General features: G+C 60.1%; 14 protein-coding genes and 1 tRNA gene. 11 read left to right on the forward strand and 4 right to left on the reverse strand.

All coding sequences use genetic code 11. The features are described from left to right. Nucleotide 1: 1 nt before the first annotated feature. Together hypD and hypE are read left to right on the forward strand one after the other, a co-directional pair. The gene (hypD, locus tag BRD58_RS15140) at nucleotides 2-1,120 is read left to right on the forward strand and encodes a hydrogenase formation protein HypD (RefSeq protein WP_012849730.1); all 1,119 of its coding nucleotides are present in this window, start codon (nucleotides 2-4) and stop codon (nucleotides 1,118-1,120) included. Nucleotides 1,121-1,122: 2 nt separating this feature from the next. Further along, nucleotides 1,123-2,151 (forward strand): hydrogenase expression/formation protein HypE, encoded by a 1,029-nt coding sequence (gene hypE / locus BRD58_RS15145; RefSeq protein ID WP_069579291.1) that lies wholly within the window; start codon nucleotides 1,123-1,125, stop codon nucleotides 2,149-2,151. A 47-nt stretch (nucleotides 2,152-2,198) separates the two neighbouring features. Here hypE and hycA read toward each other — a convergent pair whose 3' ends face one another. From hycA to lysA, 3 genes are all read right to left on the reverse strand, one after another. Continuing rightward, nucleotides 2,199-2,669 carry a formate hydrogenlyase regulator HycA gene (gene hycA / locus BRD58_RS15150; RefSeq protein WP_012849732.1) on the reverse strand — a complete coding sequence of 157 codons (471 nt, stop codon included), beginning with the start codon at nucleotides 2,667-2,669 and terminating at the stop codon, nucleotides 2,199-2,201. Nucleotides 2,670-2,970: 301 nt separating this feature from the next. After that, the gene (gene flhA, locus BRD58_RS15155; RefSeq protein WP_073383531.1) at nucleotides 2,971-5,103 is read right to left on the reverse strand and encodes a formate hydrogenlyase transcriptional activator FlhA; all 2,133 of its coding nucleotides are present in this window, start codon (nucleotides 5,101-5,103) and stop codon (nucleotides 2,971-2,973) included. Nucleotides 5,104-5,519: 416 nt separating this feature from the next. Further along, nucleotides 5,520-6,779 (reverse strand): diaminopimelate decarboxylase, encoded by a 1,260-nt coding sequence (lysA, locus tag BRD58_RS15160; protein ID WP_015462263.1) that lies wholly within the window; start codon nucleotides 6,777-6,779, stop codon nucleotides 5,520-5,522. 145 nt (nucleotides 6,780-6,924) lie between these two features. On the opposite strand from lysA, the gene BRD58_RS15165 reads away from it, so the two are divergent. The 9 genes from BRD58_RS15165 (at nucleotide 6,925) to BRD58_RS15205 (ending at nucleotide 22,567) form a co-directional block, all read left to right on the forward strand. Next, the gene (locus tag BRD58_RS15165) at nucleotides 6,925-7,860 is read left to right on the forward strand and encodes a LysR family transcriptional regulator (RefSeq protein ID WP_073383535.1); all 936 of its coding nucleotides are present in this window, start codon (nucleotides 6,925-6,927) and stop codon (nucleotides 7,858-7,860) included. Between the two features lie 454 nt (nucleotides 7,861-8,314). Further along, nucleotides 8,315-9,880: a sulfatase family protein gene (locus BRD58_RS15170; protein ID WP_034167933.1), complete on the forward strand. Its 1,566-nt coding sequence runs from the start codon at nucleotides 8,315-8,317 to the stop codon at nucleotides 9,878-9,880. Between the two features lie 148 nt (nucleotides 9,881-10,028). Then, the gene (locus tag BRD58_RS15175; protein ID WP_073383539.1) at nucleotides 10,029-10,913 is read left to right on the forward strand and encodes an OmpG porin family protein; all 885 of its coding nucleotides are present in this window, start codon (nucleotides 10,029-10,031) and stop codon (nucleotides 10,911-10,913) included. Between the two features lie 35 nt (nucleotides 10,914-10,948). Continuing rightward, the gene (locus BRD58_RS15180; protein WP_015462265.1) at nucleotides 10,949-13,039 is read left to right on the forward strand and encodes an autotransporter family protein; all 2,091 of its coding nucleotides are present in this window, start codon (nucleotides 10,949-10,951) and stop codon (nucleotides 13,037-13,039) included. Nucleotides 13,040-13,067: 28 nt separating this feature from the next. Beyond that, on the forward strand, nucleotides 13,068-16,136 hold the full coding sequence (locus tag BRD58_RS15185; protein WP_012849740.1) for a chondroitinase family polysaccharide lyase: 3,069 nt from the start codon (nucleotides 13,068-13,070) through the stop codon (nucleotides 16,134-16,136). 61 nt (nucleotides 16,137-16,197) lie between these two features. Then, nucleotides 16,198-19,245 carry a chondroitinase family polysaccharide lyase gene (locus BRD58_RS15190; protein WP_073383543.1) on the forward strand — a complete coding sequence of 1,016 codons (3,048 nt, stop codon included), beginning with the start codon at nucleotides 16,198-16,200 and terminating at the stop codon, nucleotides 19,243-19,245. 556 nt (nucleotides 19,246-19,801) lie between these two features. Further along, nucleotides 19,802-20,728, forward strand: coding sequence for an LpxL/LpxP family Kdo(2)-lipid IV(A) lauroyl/palmitoleoyl acyltransferase (gene lpxL, locus BRD58_RS15195; RefSeq protein ID WP_012849743.1), 927 nt, complete (start codon nucleotides 19,802-19,804; stop codon nucleotides 20,726-20,728). A gap of 708 nt (nucleotides 20,729-21,436) precedes the next feature. Beyond that, nucleotides 21,437-21,952, forward strand: coding sequence for a hypothetical protein (locus BRD58_RS15200; protein WP_012849744.1), 516 nt, complete (start codon nucleotides 21,437-21,439; stop codon nucleotides 21,950-21,952). Nucleotides 21,953-21,964: 12 nt separating this feature from the next. Continuing rightward, nucleotides 21,965-22,567, forward strand: a complete 603-nt coding sequence (locus BRD58_RS15205; protein WP_015462269.1) for a DUF5384 family protein — start codon at nucleotides 21,965-21,967, stop codon at nucleotides 22,565-22,567. A 141-nt stretch (nucleotides 22,568-22,708) separates the two neighbouring features. On the opposite strand, the gene BRD58_RS15210 is transcribed toward BRD58_RS15205, so the two are convergent. Then, nucleotides 22,709-22,782: transfer RNA gene (locus BRD58_RS15210), tRNA-Gly, on the reverse strand. Between the last annotated feature and the right edge of the window lie 302 nt (nucleotides 22,783-23,084).

A 23,084-nucleotide genomic window follows, 5' to 3' on the forward strand; every position in this document is an offset into this window, starting at 1 on the left:
AATGCAGTTTGTTGATGAATTCCGCGATCCCCAGCTGGCGGAGGCGCTGCTGGCGAAGATCCGCCAGCGCGTCAGCCAACTGCCGGCCAGCTGCCGTCTGCCGCTGCAGATCATGGAGGTGTGCGGGGGGCATACCCACGCCATCTTCAAATTTGGCCTCGATCAGCTGCTGCCCAAAGAGATCGAATTCGTACACGGTCCGGGCTGTCCGGTCTGCGTACTGCCGATGGGGCGTATCGACCAGTGCGTGGAGATCGCCCGCCGCCCCGGCGTGGTGTTCTGCACCTTTGGTGACGCCATGCGCGTGCCGGGTCGCAGCGGCTCCCTGCTCGACGCCAAGCGTCAGGGGGCGGACGTACGCATCGTTTACTCTCCCCTCGATGCGCTGAACCTGGCGCAGCAGATGCCGGATCGCGAGGTGGTCTTCTTCGGCCTTGGCTTTGAAACCACCATGCCCAGCACCGCCGTCACCCTGCAGCAGGCTCGCGCCCAGAACGTGAAAAACTTCAGCGTCTTCTGCCAGCACATCACCATTACCCCGACGCTGCGCAGCCTGCTGCAGCAGCCCGATGTGCGCATCGATGGCTTCATTGCGCCGGGACACGTCAGCATGGTGATCGGCGCCCATCCCTACGCCTTTATCTGCGATGAGTTTCACAAGCCGCTGGTGATCACCGGCTTTGAGCCACTGGATATTCTGCAGTCTCTGGATATGCTGCTGGCCCAGGTGTGCGAAGGACGCTGCGAGGTGGAAAACCAGTACCGCCGCATCGTACCGGACAGCGGTAATGCCCTGGCGCAGCGGGCGCTGGATGAGGTGTTTGTCACCCGCGACAGCAGCGAATGGCGCGGACTCGGTGAAATCGCACACTCCGGGGTAGCCCTGAGCCCGGCCTACGCCGCGTTTGACGCCGAGCTGCGTTTTCACCCCCAGCGCCAGCGCGTGGCTGACGATCCGCTCGCCCGCTGCGGCGACGTGCTGACCGGCCGCTGCAAACCGGCGGAGTGCCCGCTGTTCGGCACCCGCTGTAATCCCCAGAATGCCTTTGGTGCGCTGATGGTCTCTTCGGAAGGGGCCTGCGCGGCGTTCTACCAGTATCGTCGAGGAATGGAGCAATAAGCATGAGCAAATGGTCTGAAGACGATGTGATTACCATGGCGCACGGTAGCGGCGGCCTGGCAATGCAACAGCTGCTCGATACCCTGTTTTTACCGCTGTTTGACAATCCGGCGCTCAACGCCCGTGAAGATCAGGCGCGTCTGCCGCTGTGCGGCTTCAACCAGCTGGGCGATCGGCTGGCCTTCACTACCGACAGCTACGTGATCGATCCTATCTTCTTCCCCGGCGGTAACATCGGTAAGCTGGCGGTCTGCGGCACGGCCAACGATCTGGCGGTCAGCGGCGCCTATCCCAAGTTTCTCTCCTGCGGCTTCATCCTGGAAGAGGGGCTGCCGCTGCGCGATCTGGAGCAGGTTGTTCAGAGCATGGCCCAGACGGCACGCGACGCCGGGATCCAGATCGTCACCGGCGATACCAAGGTAGTGCAGCGCAGTGCGGCGGATAAGATCTTTATCAATACCGCCGGCATCGGCGCCATTCCGGCGGATATCCGCTGGGCGGCCGCCGAGATCCAGCCGGGCGATCGTCTGATCGTCAGCGGCACCCTGGGCGATCACGGCGCCACGATCCTTAATCTGCGGGAAAAGCTGGGGCTAGAGGCCGAACTGAGCAGCGACTGCGCCGTGCTGGCGCCGCTGATCGCGCCGCTGCGTAACATCCCGGGCGTACGCGCCCTACGCGATGCCACCCGCGGCGGCGTTACCGCCATTCTGCATGAGTTTGCCCAGGCCAGCGGCTGTGGCATGGATGTCGACGAGAAGTCGCTGCCGGTAAAAGACGCGGTGCGCGGGATCTGCGAACTGCTGGGGCTGGAGCCGCTCAACTTCGCGAACGAGGGCAAGCTGGTGCTGGCCGTCGCGCCCGAGGCGGAGCAGGCGGTGCTGGATTGCCTGCATGCCCACCCGCTGGGGGCGAATGCCGCCACCATCGGCGTCGCCACCGATCGGCGTCAGGTGCGCCTGGTCGGCCTGTTCGGCGCGGCGCGTCTGCTCGACCTGCCGCACAGCGAACCGCTGCCGCGCATCTGCTGAGCGCGGATCGACACCGGGCATCTCCGCCCGGTGTTTTCCCCTGGGGGTTAGGCGGGAACGTTGCCACCCCAGCGGGCGAACAGCACCTCATGCAGCGGACGGCTGTCCTGCATGGCATGGTACAGGGTGTCATACAGCGACTGAATTTTTTCCAGGTAGTGCTCCAGTACGCCGTCGCGATCGCGATTGCTCACCCGGCCATCCAGAATCCCCTCGTCGTCAAAGGTCGCCCGTCCCAGCTCGACAAAGCGATCCTCATCGCCGCCGTTCAGCCGCAGGCCGTACTGAATGGTCTTGCTGTAAAACTCCCCGGCCAGACGGATCTCCACCATAAAGTGGTCAAACACGGTAAAGTTGACGCTGTCGCCGTCACCGCAGCTGAACTCATGGAAAATCTTCAGTCGGGAAGAGGTGGTCGCCTTGATCAGGCTGCTTTTATAGGTCGCCCACTGCGCCATCAGCTTCTCATTTTTATTATGGATAAATAGCGACTTCTCGGTTAGTTCGCTGACCTTCATAGTAATTACTCCACCATACTCCAGAGATTGCGCGCATCGCGATGTGATGCGCCGTGCAGCCGACGCGCGATCGACATAACCGCCCGTCGGTCACCAAAATAAGCAGGATACGTGCCAGTTTTAATTATTAATTATTTGTATGATGTTTTACAGGAAATTAGTAACTTAAATAACGTATTTCAGCGCAGATGATGCGTTTATCGCCAGAGGGGATGCCGCGCGGCGCGGGGCACCCGCTAAAACGACGGCGGCATCGACACTAATGTCGATGCCGCCGTGACACCCCTGGCGACGCCTGAGGCTACAGGGTGGCGTCGTGGGCCGAGATCCCCAGACGCTGCATGCGCGAGATCAGCGTCGTGCGCTTCAGCCCCAGGCGAACCGCCGCGCCGCGCGGTCCAGCGACGATGCCGTTGCATTCGCGCAGCACCTGCAGGATACGCTCTCGCTCGCTCGCCTCCCCCGGCTCCGGCGCCGACGACGCGGACGCCATCGGCGCCGAGATCGGCATACTTCGGTTAGCCAGCGGCGGGGAGAGATGGTACTGCAGCTCATCCAGCGGCAGATTCAGCACCGGACCACGGCTCAGGATCACCGCCCGCTCGATAATATTTTCCAGCTCACGCACGTTACCCGGCCAGGGCAGCTGGCTCAGCATGCGGATGGTCTCCGTGGGAATGCTGTCGATAGTGCGGTTCATCCGCTTGGCTATCTTGCGGGTGAAGAACTTAACCAGCAGCGGGATATCCTCGGGGCGCTCCCGCAGCGGCGGAATAACGATAGGAAAAACGTTGAGCCGGTAGTAGAGATCGCTACGGTACTGGCGATCCTGCACCATCTGCTTCAGATCGCGGTTGGTGGCGGCGATCAGCCGCACGTCCACCGGGATCACCCGGCTGCCGCCCAGGCGCTCGATCTCGCGCTCCTGCAGCACCCGCAGCAGCTTGGGCTGCAGCTCCAGCGGGATATCCCCGACCTCGTCCAGAAACAGCGTGCCGTGGTCGGCCAGCTCAAAGCGCCCCATGCGCAGGGCGCTGGCGCCGGTAAAGGCCCCCTTCTCGTGACCGAACAGATCGCTCTCCAGAAGTCCGCTGGGAATGGCGGCGCAGTTCATCTTGACCATTCGCTTCTGATTACGCAGGCTGAGGTTATGGATCGCCTGTGCGATCAGCTCCTTACCGGTGCCGGTCTCCCCCAGGATCAGAACGCTGCAGTCGCTGGCCGCCACCATCTCCACCTGCTCCAGCACGCTGCGCATCGCCTCGCTCTGGCCGACAATCTCGCCAAAGTCGCCCTCCTGGCGGATGCACTCCGTCAGATAGCGGTTCTCATGCACCAGGCTGTCCTTCAGGCGCGAAATCTCGCCGTAGGCCAGCGCATTATCGACGGCAATGGCGATGCGGGCGGCGATCTGACGCAGCAGCTTCAGGTTGCGCGGATTAAACACTCCCGCCTGGCACTGGGCCAGCTTCAGCACGCCCAGCACCTTATTGCCAAAGATCAGCGGCAGCTGGCAGACGGTACGGTTGCCAAAGCTCAGCATCTGAGCCAGCTGACGATCCTGCGGCGCCAGGCGGGCGGAATCGGAGAGATCCATCAGCAGCATGGTCTTATCCCGGATCACCCGCTGGGCCAACGAGCCGGCCAGCGGCAGCAGCTTTTGCTCGCGCAGCACCGCCTTGCCGCTCTGATAGCCGGTGATATAGGACTTAAGGCGCTCGTCACCCTGCTCGATCAGCGACAGCCCGATGTAGTCGATACCGAAGAAGCGGTGGATCTCCTTGGAGACCTCGGCCGCCAGCGCATCCATCTCCAGCTTGGAGGTCACCGCATTGGTCACGTCCACCAAAATACGGAAATGGTCACGCTCGCGGCGCAGCAGCTCCTCCTGCTGCTGGAACTGCTCCCGCTCCAGCAGACGCTCGAAGATCTGCGCCACGATCTCAGCCAGCGGCGCCGCCAGCGCCAGCTCTCCCTCGCTGAAGGCATCGGCTCGATACTTAATGAACTCAATACCGCCCAGACGCTGTCGCTCCGTGGTCAGCGGCAGCTGGCAATAGGCCGTAATCCCGGCATAGTGCGGCAGCGCGGCGACGGCGGCGAAGTCAACGCAGAAATCGGCGCCCGAGCAGCAGACCGGGCGCTGCTCGGTCCAGACTCGCCCGCCGGGGCCATCGGCCAGCAGGACATCGCCGTCCTGGATCACCCGATCCTGCTGCGGATCGTAGCGATACAGGGTGATGCGGTTATGCAGCGGATCCAAGCGCAGAATATTGACGCGATCGAAGCGGATCGCGGAGAAGGAGAGCTGATGCAGGGCACGCATCAGCTCGGGAAGCGAACGCTGAGCCAGCAGACTCTGCGTCGCCTGATGCAACAAATCCTGCCAGATCGGCTCCAGGCGCGATAACGAACAGGTTTTCGTGCTCTTCATACTCGACTGTATCCCATTGCTGTAACGGTGCGTGGCGTCGACGCTGAGCCAGAAATGGGGGGCAAGACGCGAAGGCCAGTGGCTCCGGTCCGACGGTGCAGCGTTCCCATTTCTGGCGCGCATCATGCAGCGGAGCCCGACGCCCAGCGCTGCGCTACTCACGGCGTATTGGGGGTGACGCATCTTGCCGCTCGCGCCTTGCGCTGGGCCAACATGACCGTCGCTGCCGCCCCGCTACGGGAGACGTCCCACCCCAATCACGCAGTAAGAAATCAGGCCGCTGAGTGTAGGCGATCCGCTCTGGGGGAAATATGATCTAATTAGTTAAATAACGTTATTGTTGGCTCGTGAAACATAAGGCAACAATTTAATATGTTTAATTTGAGAGCAATGGCGCAGAACGATTCCTGAAATCATTATATCTGCTCCAGCGCCAATAGCTCATCCATTCGCTGACGACGGCGGATCAGCCGGGCCTTATTCCCCTCCACCAGCACCTCCGGCAGCAGCGGACGGCTGTTATAGTTGGAGGACATCGAGGCCCCGTAGGCGCCGGTATCGTGAAACACCAGCCAGTCTCCCACCTGCGCCGCCGGCAGCGCGCACGAGGTCACCTTGCCCCCCTCGCGCTGGGTAAACACATCACCCGACTCACACAGCGGTCCCCCCACCACCGTTTCGATGCACGGCGTCGCGACGTCGCGCCCATCCTGCGGCAGCAGCGAGATATGGTGATGGCTGCCGTACATCGCCGGGCGCATCAGATCGTTAAACCCGGCGTCCGCCAGGACAAAGTGGCGCTGTCCCATCGACTTCACCGCCCGCACCTGCGCCAGCAGCACGCCGGCCTGCGCCACCAGATAGCGTCCCGGCTCGATCTCCAGACGCACCGGATGCCCCAGATGCGCGGCGATACGCCGCCGCGCCGCATCCCACAGCCCATAGTAGTGCCTGACGTCCACCGCGGCGTCGCCGTCGCGGTAGGGTATGCTGAGCCCCCCGCCGGCGGAAATCGCCTGGATATCACGCCCCAGCGCGATCGCCTGGTTGGCCAGCGTATCGCAGACCCGGGCCAGGTGGTCGTAATCCACGCCGGAGCCAATGTGCATATGCAGGCCGACCAGACGCAGGCCGTAGGTATCGATCAGGGCCAGCGCCTGCGCCAAATCCTGATGCCAGATGCCATGCTTGCTGTTTTCTCCGCCGGTATTGGTCTTCTGGCTGTGGCCGTGGCCAAAGCCCGGATTGATGCGCAGCCAGACCGGGTGCCCAGAGGCTCGGCGGCCCAGCTGGCGCAGCATGTCGCAGGATCCCGCGTTAACCGTGATCCCCAGCGCACAGATCCGATCCAGCGTCGCCTCATCGATCACGTCGGCGGTAAAGACGATCTCCTCATCGTCGCCGCCCGGGCGAAATCCCGCCACCAGCGCCCGCTCAATCTCCCCCAGCGATACCGCGTCTACCTTCACTCCGGCCTGACGCATCAGGCGCAGAATATGCAGGTTGGAGCAGGCTTTCTGCGCGAAGCGAATGGTGTCGAAGGCGCGCAGAGAGGCTATCTGGCGTTCGATCAGCGCCGCGTCATAAACCCACAGCGGCGTACCAAAGCGGCCCGGCAGAGCGGCGAGCAGCGAGTCATTCAGGGCATAACCGGCCTGATTCAGAGGATAGGGCATGGCAAAAGGCTCCGGAAAAATCAGCATTCCTCTTTATGTAGCAGCGCGCTGAGCGAATAAAAAATATCTATTTGTCACAAGTCTATTCATTTATGATATGGAATACGCCCGTTTCCTGTACCGCCGCGCGTCGCCGGAGCCCGCCATGCACCGTATTTCCCTGCGTCAGGTCGCCATCTTTCATGCCGTGATGACCAGCGGCAACCTCACCGAGGCCGCCGCGCAGCTGCACACCTCTCAGCCGACCGTCAGCCGCGAACTGGCCCGCTTTGAGCAGCTGCTGGCGCTAAAGCTGTTCGATCGGGTGCGCGGTCGTCTGCGGCCAACCGCCCAGGGGCTGCAGCTGTTTGAAGAGGTTCAGCGCGCCTACTACGGTCTTGAGCGTATCGAAGATGCCGCCAGCCAGATCCGCCAGTTTCGTCGGGCCACGCTGGATATCGTCTGTCTGCCGGCATTCTCCCAGTCCCTGCTGCCGCAGGTCTGCCGCCGCTTTCTCGCCCGCTATCCGGAGGTCAGCCTGACCATTACCCCGCAGGAGTCCCCCCTGCTGGAGGAGTGGCTTTCGGCCCAGCGCTACGATCTGGGGCTGACGGAAGAGTGCAGCACGCCGCCGGGCTGCGATCGCCACGCCCTGGCGACGCTGAATGAGGTCTGCGTACTGCCGGACGATCACCCGCTGCTACGCCATGCCATCCTGACCCCGGCCCACTTTGCGGCGCAGCCCTATATCAGCCTGTCGACCGGCGATAGCTATCGCCATACCTTGGATGCCCTGTTTCAACGGGCGGGGATCGCACGCCGGATGGTGGCAGAAACCCACAGCGCCGCCGCCGTCTGCGCGCTGGTGCGCCAGGGAATCGGGCTGTCTATCGTCAATCCTCTGACCGCGCTGGACTTCGCCGGCCGCGGACTGGCGTGGCGCCCCTTCAGCGTAGCCGTTCCCTTTACCGTCAGCCTGATCCGCCCCCGCCACCGCCCCGGCTCCGCCGCCGTAGAGACCTTTATCGCCTCGCTGCAGGAGGAGATCACGGCCGTCGCCGAACAGCTGCGCGAGCCCCACGACAACAACGAAAATCATTGAAAGCAAAAGATCATTTATTGCACAAACAAGCTACACAAACACCTTTCGTTTTAGTTTTTATAAAACAGAAGGCATGCAATAACATGATTTATCGTTATTTATCTATTAATCACGACGCTTTCGATTGCATGCGTTGCTATTTTCGGTGCGCGATGGTCACCCCGACGCCGCGGCGGCTCGCCACGGAAATCCTCCCCCGTAACCATCACGATTTCCGTCTGGTCATCGCGCGGTAACGCCTTTAAAAACCGTATGCTACGCGGTAATACCTGTTAAGTACCTCACAGTTTTCTCCGCCCCTCGTCCCCCCTTCACCGCGCCGTAGTGCATTTAGTGTGATCTTGCTTTTATTTCCATGATTTTCGTTAATTTATGATTTGAGCTGCACAAAAAGTATAAATAAGATGTGTAAAAACCAAACGAAAGAAAACGCAAAAACAAGAAGGGGGGTTTGATGTCCGTTACTCGCAGGAGCTTTCTGAAAGGATTGGCCGCCGGAGGTGCAGCCATCTCTGCGCCGGCCGCCCTCGCCGCCACGCTGGGGCAGGAGCAGGGAAAAGGCGCACAGGCCAGACCGGCGGATGCGCCGAATCTGCTGATCGTGTTTCCCGACGAATTCCGCGCCCAGGCGCTGCAGTTTATGGGACAGGACCCCTCGCTGACGCCGAACTTAAACGCCTTCGCCAAGCAGTCTCGCGTGATGCGCCAGGCCGTGTCCAACTACCCGCTGTGTACGCCGTTTCGCGGCATGCTGATGACCGGGCAGTACCCGATCCGCAACGGCATCACCGGCAACGCGCATGACTTTGGCGGCAAGGTCGGGATTGAGCTGTCGCGCTACGCCCAGTGCTGGTCAGACGTACTGAAAAAGCTGGACTACAGCACCGGCTACATCGGCAAATGGCATCTGGACGCCCCCCAGGCCCCCTTTATTGAAAGCTACAACAACCCGATGGAAGGGCGCTACTGGAACGACTGGACCGCCCCGGATCGCCGCCACGGCTTTGACTTCTGGTACTCCTACGGCACCTACGATCTGCATATGCGCCCGATGTACTGGGGCAATAATACCCCGCGTGAATCGCCGATGTATGTCGATCAGTGGAGCGCCGAACACGAAGCCGATATGGCCATTAAGTTCCTGCGCAATGAGAAAGGCAGCTTCCGCGCCGCCGACAAGCCGTTCGCGCTGGTGGTGTCCATGAACCCGCCGCACTCCCCCTACGATCAGGTGCCGCAAAAATACCTGGACCGCTTCCCGGGCAAGAGCTCGCGCGATCTCAACACCCGTCCCAACGTCGACTGGCAGGCCAACTACCAAGAAGGCTATGGCCCGCAGTACTTCAAGGAGTACATGGCGATGGTCAACGGGGTCGATGAACAGTTTGGCCGTATTCTGGCCGAGCTGGACAAGCAGGGGCTGGCGGAGAATACCCTGGTGGTGTTCTTCTCCGATCACGGCTGCTGCCTGGGCGCCAACGGTCAGCCGACCAAGAACGTCCCCTATGAAGAGGCGATGCGCATCCCGATGATGTTCCGCCTGCCGGGCAAAATTGCCCCGGGCAACGATGACGCGCTGATGTCGGCGCCGGACATCTACCCGACCATCCTCGGTCTGATGGGACTGGAGCAGTGGATCCCCGGCACGGTCGAGGGCAGCAACCTGGCATCGCGCATCACCCACGGTAAGGGCGAAACGGCCAGCTCTCAGCTATACCTGTTTGTTCCCTACGGCGAGCCCTCTTTCGGCCGCCGCGGCGTACGCACCACCAGCCACACCCTGGTTATCGATCGCCAAGATGGCCAGCCGCTGAAATACACCCTGTACGATAATGTTAACGATCCCTATCAGATGAAGAATATTGCCGCTGGCAATGATGCTCTGATTAAAAAACTCACCGATGAAGAATTAATTCCATGGCTGGAAAAAACCGGTGACTCTTGGCGCCCGGTTGAATTTACCACCGCCACCACCAATAAACTGAACAAAAAAGTGGCTGAGTGCGCTAAAGCCAGCTAACGCCACGCATCGTACGTATTTACCCGTCCCCCTTACTGTCGACGCTGTCGACAGTAAGGGCAGCGTTTGGTTTGCGTTCGAAAAATAATCATAACAATACCAGCAAAAGCATTAATTCATCACGGTTGTTATTATCGTAAGGAATGCTATGAACAAGCACAATCAATTACTTCTGGGATCGCTTATTGCGCTGTCGCTGACCTCTCTGAGCGCGCAGTCAGCCAATATTAATACCATATTTTCTTGGGAAACCGCCGATTATGATACGCCGGCTAACTACTCCGGTTACCGCTTAGATATCAATATTAACCCCACGAAATCCAACTGGTATTTTGATGCCGGACTACGTCAGCGTGAAGCCGATAATAACAGTCGCTATCAGCGTCTGGATTTGCAGGCTGGCTATCGCTACAAGATCAATAATGGTTGGATCCAGCCCAGCTTCAAGGTGCGTCAGGACACAACCACGTATGACAACGGCAACCGTATTACCGTTGACTTCTACAGCACCAAGACATCCTATTACTACAACCTCTCGAACAATTGGGCTCTGGCGGGCAGCGCCATGTTCAGCATGGAGAAGAAAGAGAATCTGGCAAAGGGGCTGACCACCAATACCGACTATCTCTCCTGGGAGTTAGAGCCTGGCATCCGCTACTTTATCACCCCGAATATCAATACCACCGTCGCCTATTTCCAAAGTGGCAAGCACGCCAATAAGCAAAATGAGTTTGAGACCCGCGAACTCCAGCGCAACCAGCAGGTGCGTGTTTATCTCAACTGGAATACCCCCATCGGCCTGGTTATCTCGCCATCGACCCGTCAGTCGGTATTTGGTGAGATCACCGAGCGTAATGCCAAGGGCGACTTTATCAATAAAGACATGTCACGTTATACCCTGCAACTGGCCTATCCGATTAATAATCAGTGGCGCGTAATGACCGAGTACTATCACGAAAAAATCAAAACAAAAAATAGCGATTTGAAGACCGAATACGACTATTTCAAGGTCGCCGTACGCGCCAGTTTCTAATCCACTAATAAGAATGCCAACACCGAGGTTATCACGTGAATAAATATAAGCATCTTTTCCTCTATACCGCTATTGCCTCTGCACTCTACAACACCGCCTGGGCCGCGGATTGCGATCCTGCCAGCGATATCTGCGATACCATGATCATTGGCGGTGGCGGCGCAACGGTCAATAAAAACATCATCGTCAATACTCCAGATACCCCCGCAATGCTGGTTGAAAAAGGCACCACGGTCACCAACAATGTCTATATCAACGGCGTCAACGTTATCAGCAAACAGGGCACCGCTATTCAGGTCGATGGAAGTTTCTCCAGCGGGCGTATCTTCAGTGTCAAAGGCGGTGCGACCGTCCAAGGCGGCAATGGCATCGCCATGGACTTCCGTCAGGCAAGCGGTCCGATGCGCGCAGATATCGTCGATGGCAGTACCATTATCGGCGATATCTTAGGTAACGGTAACACCGAAAAAGGCAACAAGATCAACTTTGCCCTTAACAACAGCACCGCCATCTTCAACGGTAACAATATCAGTGGGTTTAATACGGTCGAAAACTGGGGCACGTTGACCATCATCGGGCAAGACAGCACCATCCACTTTGGCGGAACCTTTGTAAACCAGAAAGGCAGTAATCTGGTCTTTCAGCTCAACGATCGAACCAACCTGGACGAGGCCATCCTGCGGGTCGACAAACTCTCCCTGCATAAAGATGGCAGTACCGTCAGCATGGGCTACAACGGCAGTCAGATTTCGAACATTATCAATAAAGATATCGTGCTGATCGAAGCCACCGAGGGCATCACCAACGCCGACAAAGTCACTATCACCGGCATGGATGGCGCCAAGCTCGACATCTCCCCGCTGCTGACCCAGACCAACTCCTGGATAGAGCCCTCTCCGCCGCAGATGAACGGCGGCGTCAGCGGCAATCAGCTGATCGTCAACTACGGCGTCAGCTACGGCGGCGCCAGCACCTTTGCGGCCCTGGCTGAGCAGGGTGGCGCCTCGGCCAACGCACTGCGCACCACCGCCTTTATCGTCCCCAACGTACTGAATGAATTTAACGGTACCCACAGCGCCGCCTCTGATCAGGCGCTGGCGCTGCTGGTCTCCGCCGGCAGCAACGCCGAAGCCATCGCGACGCTGGCCAACCAGATGACCCCTAACGGCGACGGCAGCGAGATCCGCGCCGCCAACCAGCTGGTCGGCGACATGCGTAACAATATCGCCCAGCGCCAGCTCGGCTATCTGGGTCAGCTGCCGCTGCAGGAGCGCGACAGCGGCTGGAACCTGTGGGTCAACACCCTGTACGGCCACGGTACCCAGAGCGGCAATGACTATGCCAACGGCTTTCGCATGAACCGCTACGGTATCAGCCTGGGCGCCGATCAGGAGATCGACGACAGCGCCATGCTCGGCTTTGCCCTCGGCTATAGCCATAGCCAGGCCGACAGCCGCGGCGTGACCCAGAGTAAACGCATCGATGCGGTCGAGCTGATGCCCTACCTCGGCTGGCGTAGCGGCATACTGTTCGCCGACGGTAACCTCAACATCGGCTATCTGCGCGTCAACAGCGAGCGTCACATCGGCGGCGACAGCGGCTGGCAGGGCGAAACCCAGGCCAACGGCGACTATACCGGCATGCAGGCAGGCTACCAGCTCAACGCGGGCCTGAATCTGGAGCTGGGCGCCCTGCACCTGCGCCCGATGCTCACCTACCAGTACCAGTGGCTCAACTTTGACTCCTGGCGTGAAAATGGCTCCATCCTCTCCCTGAGCAACAGCAGCCAGAAATACAGCCTGAACCACCTGGGCGGCGGCCTGAGCGCCTGGGCACAGTACGCCACCGGCTGGGGCACGCTGACGCCATCGATGCAGGTCAGCTATCTGCACGATCTCGACGGCGATCGCCGCATCCGTCAGCAGCATACGCTGGTCGCCATCACCAACGGCGGCTCGACCTTAGAGACCGTTGGCGCCCGAGTGGGCGGCAATCAGCTGCGCGTCGATGCCAGCGCGCGCATGGATATCAGCGAGTCGCTCAACCTGGGGATCGGTCTGGGCTATAACCGTGATGACCGCTACGGCGAAGGCGTTATCGGCCTGACCCTGGGCAATCGTTTCTAATCGGCGCACTTGGGAAAGGGAATCTACCATGTTATCCATGCATCGCACCCTGCTAGCGGCCGCTATCGCCGCCCTGCTTCTCAACGCGGCGGCCACGGCGGCCCCGGACGCCAACGCCCGCGATCGCGCCGAAATGATGCGCTCGCAGATCTACAGCTTTGATCAGCCGGAAGATCTCCGCGACATCACCACCACGCCCGGCTCGCGCGTCGCCCTGAGCGATAAGCGCGCCATCATGGGGGAACGGGCGCTGGTCTGGGACTGGCAGCGCGGCGGCAGCCTGCTGCTGCGCCACGCCATGAATATTCCAACGGATGCCCAGGTCTCCAAGATCTGGGGACGGGCCGCCACGCCGGTGCTCTCCTTCTGGATCTATAACGAGCATCCCATCGATGATGTCCTGACCGTCGATCTCGGCAATGGCCTGAATGGCACCAATGAGGCCGACGCCGGTACCCAGGTCAAGCTGAACTTCCGCGGCTGGCGCGCCGTCGGCGTCTCGCTGAACAACGATCTGGCCAACCGGGAGATGAGCGGCGCCGGCGTCCGCAGCGACGAGGACGCGGCGGAGCCCAGCGTAGGCCGCACCCTCGGCGATCGTATCGACACCCTTCGTCTGCGCGCCCCCAGCGGGGAGAAATCTGGCCGCCTGTTCATTGACCGGGTGATGATCTCGGTGGATGACGCGCGCTATCAATGGTCCGATTACCACGTCAAAACCCGCTATACCGAGCCGGAGATCCAGTTCCATCGCGCCACGCCGACGCTGGCGATGACGCCCGCCAACCAGGCCGGCGTCGAGCTGATCCGCCAGCGCCTGATCGACGAATTCGTCAACGGCCCGCAGGACAGCACCCTGAAAGCCGAAGCGGATCTGAGCAAACTGCGCGCCGCCTTCGACGCCCTGCAGATCCATCAGGCCGCCGACGGCACCCTTAGCGGCCGTCACCTGATCACCGATAAGCAGAAGATCCTTTACCAGCCGGAGCACCTGAGCGCGCAGGATAAGGCCAAGTTCGATCGCTATGTCATCCTGGGTGACTACACCACGCTGATGTTCAATATCAGCCACGCCTATCGTCAAAGCCACGATCCTGCCGTGCAGCGCCAGCTGGCCGATATGTATCTGCTGATGACCCGCCACCTGCTCGACCAGGGCTTCGCCCAGGGCAGCGGTCTGGTCACCACCCACCACTGGGGCTACAGCGCCCGCTGGTGGTACATCTCGGCGCTGCTGATGAGCCCGGTGCTGGATCAGGCCAAGCTAACGCAGCCGGTCTACGACGCCCTGCTGTGGTACTCACGCGAATTTAAGGCCAGCTTCGACATGAAGGTCGGGCCCGAGAGCAGCAACCTGGACTACTTCAATACCCTGTCGCGTCAGCATCTGGCCCTGCTACTGCTGGAGCCCAATCCCCAGCAGCGCATCGATCTGCTGAACAGCTTCAGCCACTATATCAGCGCCGCACTGGCGCAAACGCCGCCGGGCAGCAATGACGGTCTGCGTCCCGACGGCACCGCCTGGCGCCACGAGGGGAACTACCCGGGCTACTCCTTCCCGGCGTTCAAGAATGCGGCCCAGCTGGCCTATCTGCTGCGCGGCACCCCCTTCGCCCTGCAGCAGGACGGCCTGGACAAGCTCAAACAGGCCATGGTGGCCGCCTGGATCTACAGCAACCCGCAGACCGGTATTTCGCTGGCCGGACGCCATCCGTTTAACTCCCCCTCGCTGGAGAGTCTGACCAACGCCTACTACTGGCTGGCCATGTCCTATGGCAAACGGCCTGACGCCACCCTGGCCGCCATCTACCTACGCCTGGCGAATAAAACGGCGGCGGATGCGAAGACCCTGTTCGGCGAATCGCTTCAACCGGCGGCGCTGCCGCAGGGGTTCTATGCCTTCAACGGCGGCGCCTTCGGCATTCATCGCTGGCGCGACAAGATGGTGACCCTGAAGGCGTTTAACAGCAACGTCTGGTCCTCTGAGATCTATCTTAAGGACAACCGCTATGGCCGCTACCAGAGCCACGGCGTCGTCCAGATCGTCTCTCACGGCCCCCAGGAGGAGCAGGGCTACCGCCAAGCGGGATGGGACTGGAACCGCATGCCGGGCGCCACCACGCTACACCTGCCGCTGGAGGCACTCAACAGCCCGAATCGTCACACGCTGATGCTGCGCGGCGAACATCCCTTCAGCGGCACCTCATCGCTGGATAATCGCTACGGCATGCTGGCCTTCGATCTGCGCCCGTCCCGGGAGCAGCCCAGCTTTGACCAGGGGCTGAGCGCCCTGAAGAGCGTCCTGGCCGTCGATGACCGACTGATCATGGTCGGCAGCGATCTGAACAGCAGCGATGGTAAACATGCGCTGGAGACCACCCTGTTCCAACTGGCCAACTCACCGGGACGCGACAGCGCCATCTGGGTCAACGGTCAGCGCATCGACGCGGCCGCCTGGCAGGGCAGCCTGCAGAACGGCGACTGGCTGATCGACGCCGATGGCAACGGCTACCTGCTGGTGCAGGGGCCGACGGCAGAGGTACGCCGCCAGCTGCAGCGCTCCGCCGACAATAAGAACATGGCCCCGACAGAGGGGGAGTTCAGCGTCGCTTGGCTCAATCACGGTACGGCGGTCAAGAACGGCGCCTATCAGTATCTGGTGGTGCTCGACGCCACGCCGCAGCGCATGCGCGATCTGGCTCAGCAGCTGAAGCAGGGGAATGCCCCCTTCACGGTCCTCCGTAGCCAAGACGGCGTACACGTGATCCGCGACAACGCCAGCCAGGTCACCGGCTATGTCTTTTACCGGACGCCAACCCTGAAGGAGGGCCCGGTGATCGGCGTCAACCGCCCGGCCATCGTGATGACCCGACCACAGGACGGCGGCCTGGTGCTCAGCGCCGTGACGCCGGATCTGAACATGACGCGCCAGAAGGCGGCTAAGCCGGTCACCATCGAGGTCACCCTGCGGGGACGCTGGCAGCCTGCCGCCCCGGTCGACGGGATCGCCTGCGCCGCGCGCGGCGACGAAACCCGCCTGCGGTTCAGCATCGACTTCGGCATTCCACAGCAGATTGCGCTGAAAAAAATGCCTTAACCGGATCGCGGACGGGGCTTCCCGTCCGCTCCGCCCACGTTTGATTACGGGATACCTGCCCATGCACAACCATCACGGCATCAATACCCTCACGCTGGGGCTGCTGACCTGTCTGTCGGCTCCCCTTTACGCCGCCCTGCCCTCGGTCAGCCAGGAGCCGGGCGCCGGCCACGTCTACCTGTTTGAACAGACGCTGCCGACGTCGATCTCCACCCATAATGCCACGCTACGCATCAGCGATCTGCGCGCCAAAGATGGACAGCATGCGCTGCAGTGGCACTATCAGCCCGGCGCCACCCTGACCGTGAAGACCCCGATCCGCTACCGCGACGCCGCCGACAGCGCGACCCCGCTGACCTTTATGGTCTGGGTGTACAACGCGCGGCCCGTGAACGATGCGCTCACCTTCCGCTTTGGCCAAGGCGAACGCAGCGACGCCCACTTTCAGGCCAGCCTCAACTTTCAGGGCTGGCGTGGCATCGCCGTTCCCTACCGCGATATGCAGGGCACGCCGAGCGCCTCGATGGACCGTCTGACCATCACCGCGCCGGCGCAGGCCGGCACGCTCTATTTTGATCAGCTGATGCCGGCGGTACCGGTGGATAACCGCTGGCCGCTCCCCGACTACACGACGCCGTTTGCCAATCGCGCGGTCAACGACATGGTCAGCAAAAACTGGAGTGCGCTGCTGATGTATGACGAGATGCTGCGTCAGCGCTTCCCCACCCTGAACTTCGATGTCGCCTTCAGCGACAGCAGCGGCCCAAGCGCCTCGCTGTACCGTCGCTTCGACGACTACCAGGGGATCCGCAGCGACAGCCGCGTCACCCCCGAACAGGTCGAACAGAACCTTGAGGCCTACCGCCGCCTGGGCATCCGTACGCTGGCGGACGGCACCCTCGGCGGAACGCCGCTCGACCACCCAAACCGTCAACACTTTATGAAGGTGAAGGGGGTCTTCACCCCGCAGACCGTCGATGCCCTCACCGCGGGAAATCCCATTCGCGACGTCGGCAAAACGCTGCTGCAAAGCGCGCGCTACCTGCGCAGCGACAGCCTGACGGCACAGCAGCGCGACGCGCTGCAGCGCCAGTTCCTGGATACCACCCGCTATGTGCTCGATCAGGGCTTCGCCCGCGGCAGCGGCTACCAGATCATCACCCACGTCGGCTATCAGACCCGAGAGCTGTTCGACGCCTGGTTTATTCAGCGCAACCTGCTGGCCCAGCACCACCTGTTGGCGCCGACGCAGCAGGCCATGATGTGGTACAACGCCACCGGGCGCATCTTTGAGCCTGAGGCCGACATTGTGGATGCCAATGTGGACATCCTCAACACCCAACTGCAGTGGATGGTGAAGAGCATTCTGATGCTGCCGGATCCCGCCCAGCGCGACGCGCTGCTGGCCCAGACCCGCCAGTGGCTGGCGAAAACCGTCTTGAGCTCCAAGGGGGTCGGCGGCGGCTTTAAGCCCGATGGCGCTATCTTCCATCACTCTCAGCACTACCCGGCCTACGCTAAAGACGCCTTCGGCGGGCTGGCGCCGACGGTCTACGCCATGAGCGGTTCGCCTTTCCGCCTGCCGACGGACGCGCACCAGCGGCTGAAAGAGGTGCTGCTCAAAATGCGCATCTACACCAAAGAGACCCAGATCCCGCTGACCCTAAGCGGTCGACACCCCACCGGCCTGCACAGCATTACCATTGCGCCATTTAAGTGGATGGCGCTGGCCGGCACCCCGGACGGCAGCCAGTCGGTCGATCCGGAGCTGGCCGCCGCCTATGCCCGCCTGGCCGGAGAGACACAGTTCGCCGCGATCGCCGCCGAGGCCGAGCCCAGCGGCGCCTGGGCGATGAACTATGCGGCAATGGCCATACAGCGCCGCGCAGGGCAGCAGAACGACGGACGCTCCTGGCTGGCCATCACCCGCGGCTTCAGCCGCTATCTGGTGGGTAACGAAAGCTATGAGAAGAACAACCGCTATGGCCGCTACCTACAGTATGGCCAGCTGGAGATCATCCCGGCCGATAAGGCACAACAGGGATTCCGCCACGCGGGCTGGGACTGGAACCGCTATCCGGGCACCACGACGGTGATCCTGCCCTATCCCCAGCTCAAGGCACAGCTGAACCAACTGCCGGGGGCGGGTATTGAAGAGATGCTGCTGTCGACGGAAAGCTACGTCGGCGCCAACGCCCTGGACGGCAACAGCATGTTTGCGATGAAGCTGCACGGCCACAGCAAGTATGGGCAGGAGAGTCTGCGCGCGAATAAATCTTACTTCCTGTTCGATAATCGCGTGATCGCCCTGGGCTCCGGCATCAGCAACAGCGACCGCCAGCACCCGACGGAGACCACCCTGTTCCAGTTTGCCGTTCCGCAGCAGCAGCCGATCGGCGTCAACGGAGAGCAAATCAATCAGCCGGACAGCCTGCGGACGCTGCAGGGCGCGGCCCATCTGGTCGATCCGGCGGGTAACAGCTACTGGCTGCCGGCGGGTCAGCAGGTGCGGGTCAGCTACCGCCAGCAGCACTCTCTCGACGATCGCAACGATGCGCCGACGCAGGGGCTGTTTGCCGTTGCCAGCCTGCTGCATGGCAGCGCACCGCAGCAGCAGGGGTATGAGTATGCCATCGCCATCGATGACCCCGGCACCCAGGCACCCGCTTACCGGGTTCTGCAAAAGGACGACACGCTGCACGCCGTCCGTGACCAGAACAGCGGACAGGAGGGCTACGCCTTCTTCCGCGCCGCCCAGCGTCAGGGCGACGGTCTGCTGCTCGCCGCCGACGCGCCGCTGATGGCCATGCTGGCGCCGCGCGAAGACACCCTGCGCCTGAGCATCGTCAACCCGGACCTGGCGCTGTATCAGGGGGAAGATCCCGAGCAGCGCGACGCCGACGGTAAACAGAAAGAGGTGAGCATCTACTCCCGCCCCTGGCGCAGCAGTGAGCCGGCGCCCCAGCACGCACAGCTGACGCTGAAAGGCCACTGGCAGCTGGCGCAGCCGATCCACGGTGCCAGCCTGATCCGACAGGGCGATAATACCCTGCTGCGCGTCACCACCCGCGCCGCGCAGCCGCTGGTGCTCACGCTCAACCGCGGCTAACGTCCGCGCCGTCGGTAAGCGAGGGGCGACGCCGCCCCTCGCCATCCCGGATACGCTTAACCTGAGGCCCCACTCGGTAAATATATTTTATATATCACTGCCGCAACAATATTTATCAGACTAATCCTCTACGTCCAGCGCGTTATCCTGACAAAATAGAACTTGCTAAAACCCCCCGTGCGTGAGTTAATGCGATGCTGGTTTGCATCCATTGGGCAAACATTTCGCATTTATTCGACCTACGCTCCCGGGATCTTCCCGCCGGCATTCTTCTCTGATGCGCCGTTTACCCGCTAACAGTCGGTTTTATCTGAAAATCAGAGACCAGCGGACATGACCCCCTCCCCCGCGGCGTCGCCATGGCAGGAAACAGGCATAATACAAAAGAAACGTTATAAAACCTGTCAATATATATAGGAAATAAATTCACATTAATTAAATAGATCAAAACACCCAAAGACACAGATAAAAATAACATCAAAAAAGTCATGGCAGCACCATCCTGCTATCGCGATAAAAAGAATACGCAGTCCAATAGATAAAAATAAGGTTTTCCATGAAAAAGCCGTTTCACTTCCGCCAGGCGTTCCTGCATCCCCGCTACTTTAGCCTATGGCTGGGTATCGGCCTGCTCTACCTGCTGGTACAGATGCCCTACCGCTGGATCTGCGCCCTGGGACGCTTTCTGGGTCTGTGCGCCATGCGACTGATGGCCCGACGCGCCTCCATCGCCCGTCAAAACCTGACGCTATGCTTTCCACAGAAAACGCCGGCGCAGATCGAACACATCGTCCGGGAAAACTTTAAGTCCCTGGGGATCTCTCTGTTTGAGCTCGGCATCGCCTGGTTTTGGTCCGATCGCCGCATCCGCCGCTGGTTTGACGTTTCCGGCCTGGAGCATATGCAGGCGGCGCGAGCGAAGGGAAAAGGGGTCTTGGTCGTCGGCGTCCACTTTATGTCGCTCGATCTCGGAGGACGGGTCATGGGACTGTGCAACCCCATGATGGCGGTCTACCGCCCGCATAACAACCCGGTGCTGGAGTACCTGCAGACCCGCGGGCGCTCGCGCGGCAATAAGCAGATGCTGGATCGCAAAAACCTAAAAGGGATCGTCGGAGCGCTGAAAAGCGGCGAGGCGGTCTGGTTCGCCCCCGATCAGGACTACGGCCCGCGCGGCAGCTCCTTTGCGCCATTCTTTGCCGTCAGCAGCGCCGCCACCACCAACGGCACCGCGACCCTGGCCCGGCTATCCAACGCCGTGATACTGACCACCGTCCTGATCCGCAAACCCGGTGCTCAGGGCTACCAGCTGATTATCGAGCCCGAGCTGGAAGGCTACCCGGCGCACGATATGGTACAGGCCGCCACCTTCATGAACCGCATCGTCGAGCGCGAAATCCTGCGTGCGCCGGAGCAGTACCTCTGGCTACACCGCCGCTTTAAGACCCGCCCAGAAGGTATGCCGTCGCTGTATACCCGTTAGGTCACACCGCTCACGGCATCGTTTACCCGGCAGTCGATATCCTGATATACATCCGCTGCCGGGCCAACAAACGAAGGCTCAGAGCGACGCTCGGTAATGACGCTTAATACGCTAATTTATACAACATAAAATAACAACACGGAATATAATAGAAGAAACCACACAACAGTCATGTAATAAACTGAGAAAACCAAGCCAACATTAAACTAATTTTTATACTATTGCACCCTCCAGCTTGACCATCATCAAATAACCTAACAGTTTATCTATATTGCTAAATTCACGACAAACACATTAACTCTTTTTATATATTACACCTTACCTACCTCAGCGCGGCGAATTAACGCAAATCAATAGTCAGCAATAGTGCACTAAGTCAAATGTTAAGTGTTTTCCAAAGCGCAATGCACCAATCTCAGGGTTTACAGCATGAAGCATCGGTCATAGAATCACTTCCGGAAGATAAAAAGCGTTAAATCCAATCAGTTATAAATTAATCTATCGTTCCTTGCGGGCACCAGGGACGATAATCAACGCCTAGAATGTAAATGCATCAGCTTTTATAATCAAACTGGCAGAATAATTCGATTGTCCAACTCCTCTTCCTCTCACTCACCGTCGCAGACGGCGAGAGAACTCTTGCGTAACGATATTCCGCCGCGGCGTCTTGCGCCGTCATGCGTTTTTTGACAGAGAATGGTATATTAAATGAAATTTAACACTTCCTGTGCACTGCTGGCAGTCACCTCCTCTTTATTCCTTTCCGGCTGTATGAATAATGCAGACCAATACGCCGCCGATGTCTATAATCCGACGCAGCTAAATCAGAAGCAGGAGAGTAAAACCGTCAATATTATTTCTATTCTGCCTGCTAAGGTTGCTGTAGATAATAAAGAGAACAAAGAGATGGCTCAGACCGTCGGCGCGATCCTGGGCACCGTTGCCGGCGCCGCCGGCGGCTACAACCTGGGGCATGGTTCCAAGGCCGGCGCCGTTGCCGGTGGTGCCGCCGGCGCCGCGACCGGCGCTGCGGCGGGCTCACTGGTAAAAGACAAGGTCCTGGTGCACGGCGTCTCCCTGACCTACAAAGAGGGCAGCAAGATCTACACCTCGACTCAGGTTGGCGAAACCTGTCAGTTCCAGCCGGGTATCGCACTGGTGATCTCGATGGAACAAGGGGAAACCCGTATCCAGCCGAACGCGGCCTGCCCGAAAAAGTCATAAGCGGGGTCTACCATGCGCAAGCCATTAATCGCCCTGCTGCTGGCTATACCGGCGCTGACCTGCGCCAATCCGCTTTCATCCCAGCTAAACGCGGTTGCCGCCGCTGAACAGCAGGGGGAGAGAGAGGAAGCCAGCAGGCAGGCGCAGGAAGAAGCCGCCCGCCAGGCCCATCTACGCCATGAACAGGCCATCGCCGCACAGCGCCAGCGCGCCGCCGCGCAGGCCCGCCTCAAGCGAGAGCAGCAGCAGCTTGCCGCACAGCGAGAGGCGCATCAGGAACGGATAGCCGATAAGCAGCGCGAACAGTCCTACCAAGATCAGCTGCGACAGATGGAACTGGAGAACATGAAAATGGAGATGGACGCTCGCCGCGCAGAGCTGGAGCTGTCCAAAGCCCGTAATCATGCCCGCAGCAAGCTGGTTGATGAAGAGCAGAAAAACCAGATGCAGCTGGATGCGGCTGAACGGCGCGCTGAAATCAGCAACAAATCCGCCGTCGGCGACGCCATTCGCAACGAGAGCGAGGGCGATAAGCACCTCAAGGAGCGGATGGGAAGCGGAATTGAGAATGCGGGCAAGGCCGCCGCAGACAAGGCCAGCGGATGGTTTAACTGATCCGCTCTGACGGTATGGGACAGGCGACGGCCTGTCCCTTTTTTTATCGCTTGAAAACCGCGGACTATAGCGGGGGCGGTTATTGAGCGCGCCTGGAACCCCAATAGCAAAAACCCCCGCCGAGGCGAGGGTTTGCAAATCTGGAGCGGGCGAAGGGAATCGAACCCTCGTATAGAGCTTGGGAAGCTCTCGTTCTACCATTGAACTACGCCCGCGATGTGTGAACCATTATAGTCACTTCCCTCGCCGCAGCAAGAGAAAACTGCGCTAAGTGATGAATATTTCAGCAGATATCTTATAAGCCCGCCTATGTGCCGCTTTCTTCGCCATTTCACGCGCGCCCATCCTCTCCACGGTATACGCTCTGCCTTTTTGTCCCCGCCGCACGATGCCCTCGGCACGCGGACGAGAGGATGATGATTGAAACATGACCTAAAACATCACCTGAAACAGTAATCACAACGTAATTCATCACCTGAAATAGCCAATAAATGTGTCAGAGAAAACCTTTGCAACC

Source organism: Edwardsiella piscicida, assembly GCF_001896205.1.
Lineage (GTDB): Bacteria > Pseudomonadota > Gammaproteobacteria > Enterobacterales > Enterobacteriaceae > Edwardsiella > Edwardsiella piscicida.

Excerpts from the sequence above, each read along its gene's own strand:
- BRD58_RS15190 (WP_073383543.1), top strand. The coding sequence starts at position 16,198 with ATGCACAACCATCACGGCATCAATACCCTCACGCTGGGGCTGCTGACC.
- lysA (WP_015462263.1), bottom strand. The coding sequence starts at position 6,779 with ATGCCCTATCCTCTGAATCAGGCCGGTTATGCCCTGAATGACTCGCTG.
- hypE (WP_069579291.1), top strand. The coding sequence starts at position 1,123 with ATGAGCAAATGGTCTGAAGACGATGTGATTACCATGGCGCACGGTAGC.
- BRD58_RS15170 (WP_034167933.1), top strand. The coding sequence starts at position 8,315 with ATGTCCGTTACTCGCAGGAGCTTTCTGAAAGGATTGGCCGCCGGAGGT.
- lpxL (WP_012849743.1), top strand. The coding sequence starts at position 19,802 with ATGAAAAAGCCGTTTCACTTCCGCCAGGCGTTCCTGCATCCCCGCTAC.
- BRD58_RS15205 (WP_015462269.1), top strand. The coding sequence starts at position 21,965 with ATGCGCAAGCCATTAATCGCCCTGCTGCTGGCTATACCGGCGCTGACC.
- hycA (WP_012849732.1), bottom strand. The coding sequence starts at position 2,669 with ATGAAGGTCAGCGAACTAACCGAGAAGTCGCTATTTATCCATAATAAA.
- hypD (WP_012849730.1), top strand. The coding sequence starts at position 2 with ATGCAGTTTGTTGATGAATTCCGCGATCCCCAGCTGGCGGAGGCGCTG.
- BRD58_RS15175 (WP_073383539.1), top strand. The coding sequence starts at position 10,029 with ATGAACAAGCACAATCAATTACTTCTGGGATCGCTTATTGCGCTGTCG.
- BRD58_RS15200 (WP_012849744.1), top strand. The coding sequence starts at position 21,437 with ATGAAATTTAACACTTCCTGTGCACTGCTGGCAGTCACCTCCTCTTTA.
- flhA (WP_073383531.1), bottom strand. The coding sequence starts at position 5,103 with ATGAAGAGCACGAAAACCTGTTCGTTATCGCGCCTGGAGCCGATCTGG.
- BRD58_RS15185 (WP_012849740.1), top strand. The coding sequence starts at position 13,068 with ATGTTATCCATGCATCGCACCCTGCTAGCGGCCGCTATCGCCGCCCTG.
- BRD58_RS15165 (WP_073383535.1), top strand. The coding sequence starts at position 6,925 with ATGCACCGTATTTCCCTGCGTCAGGTCGCCATCTTTCATGCCGTGATG.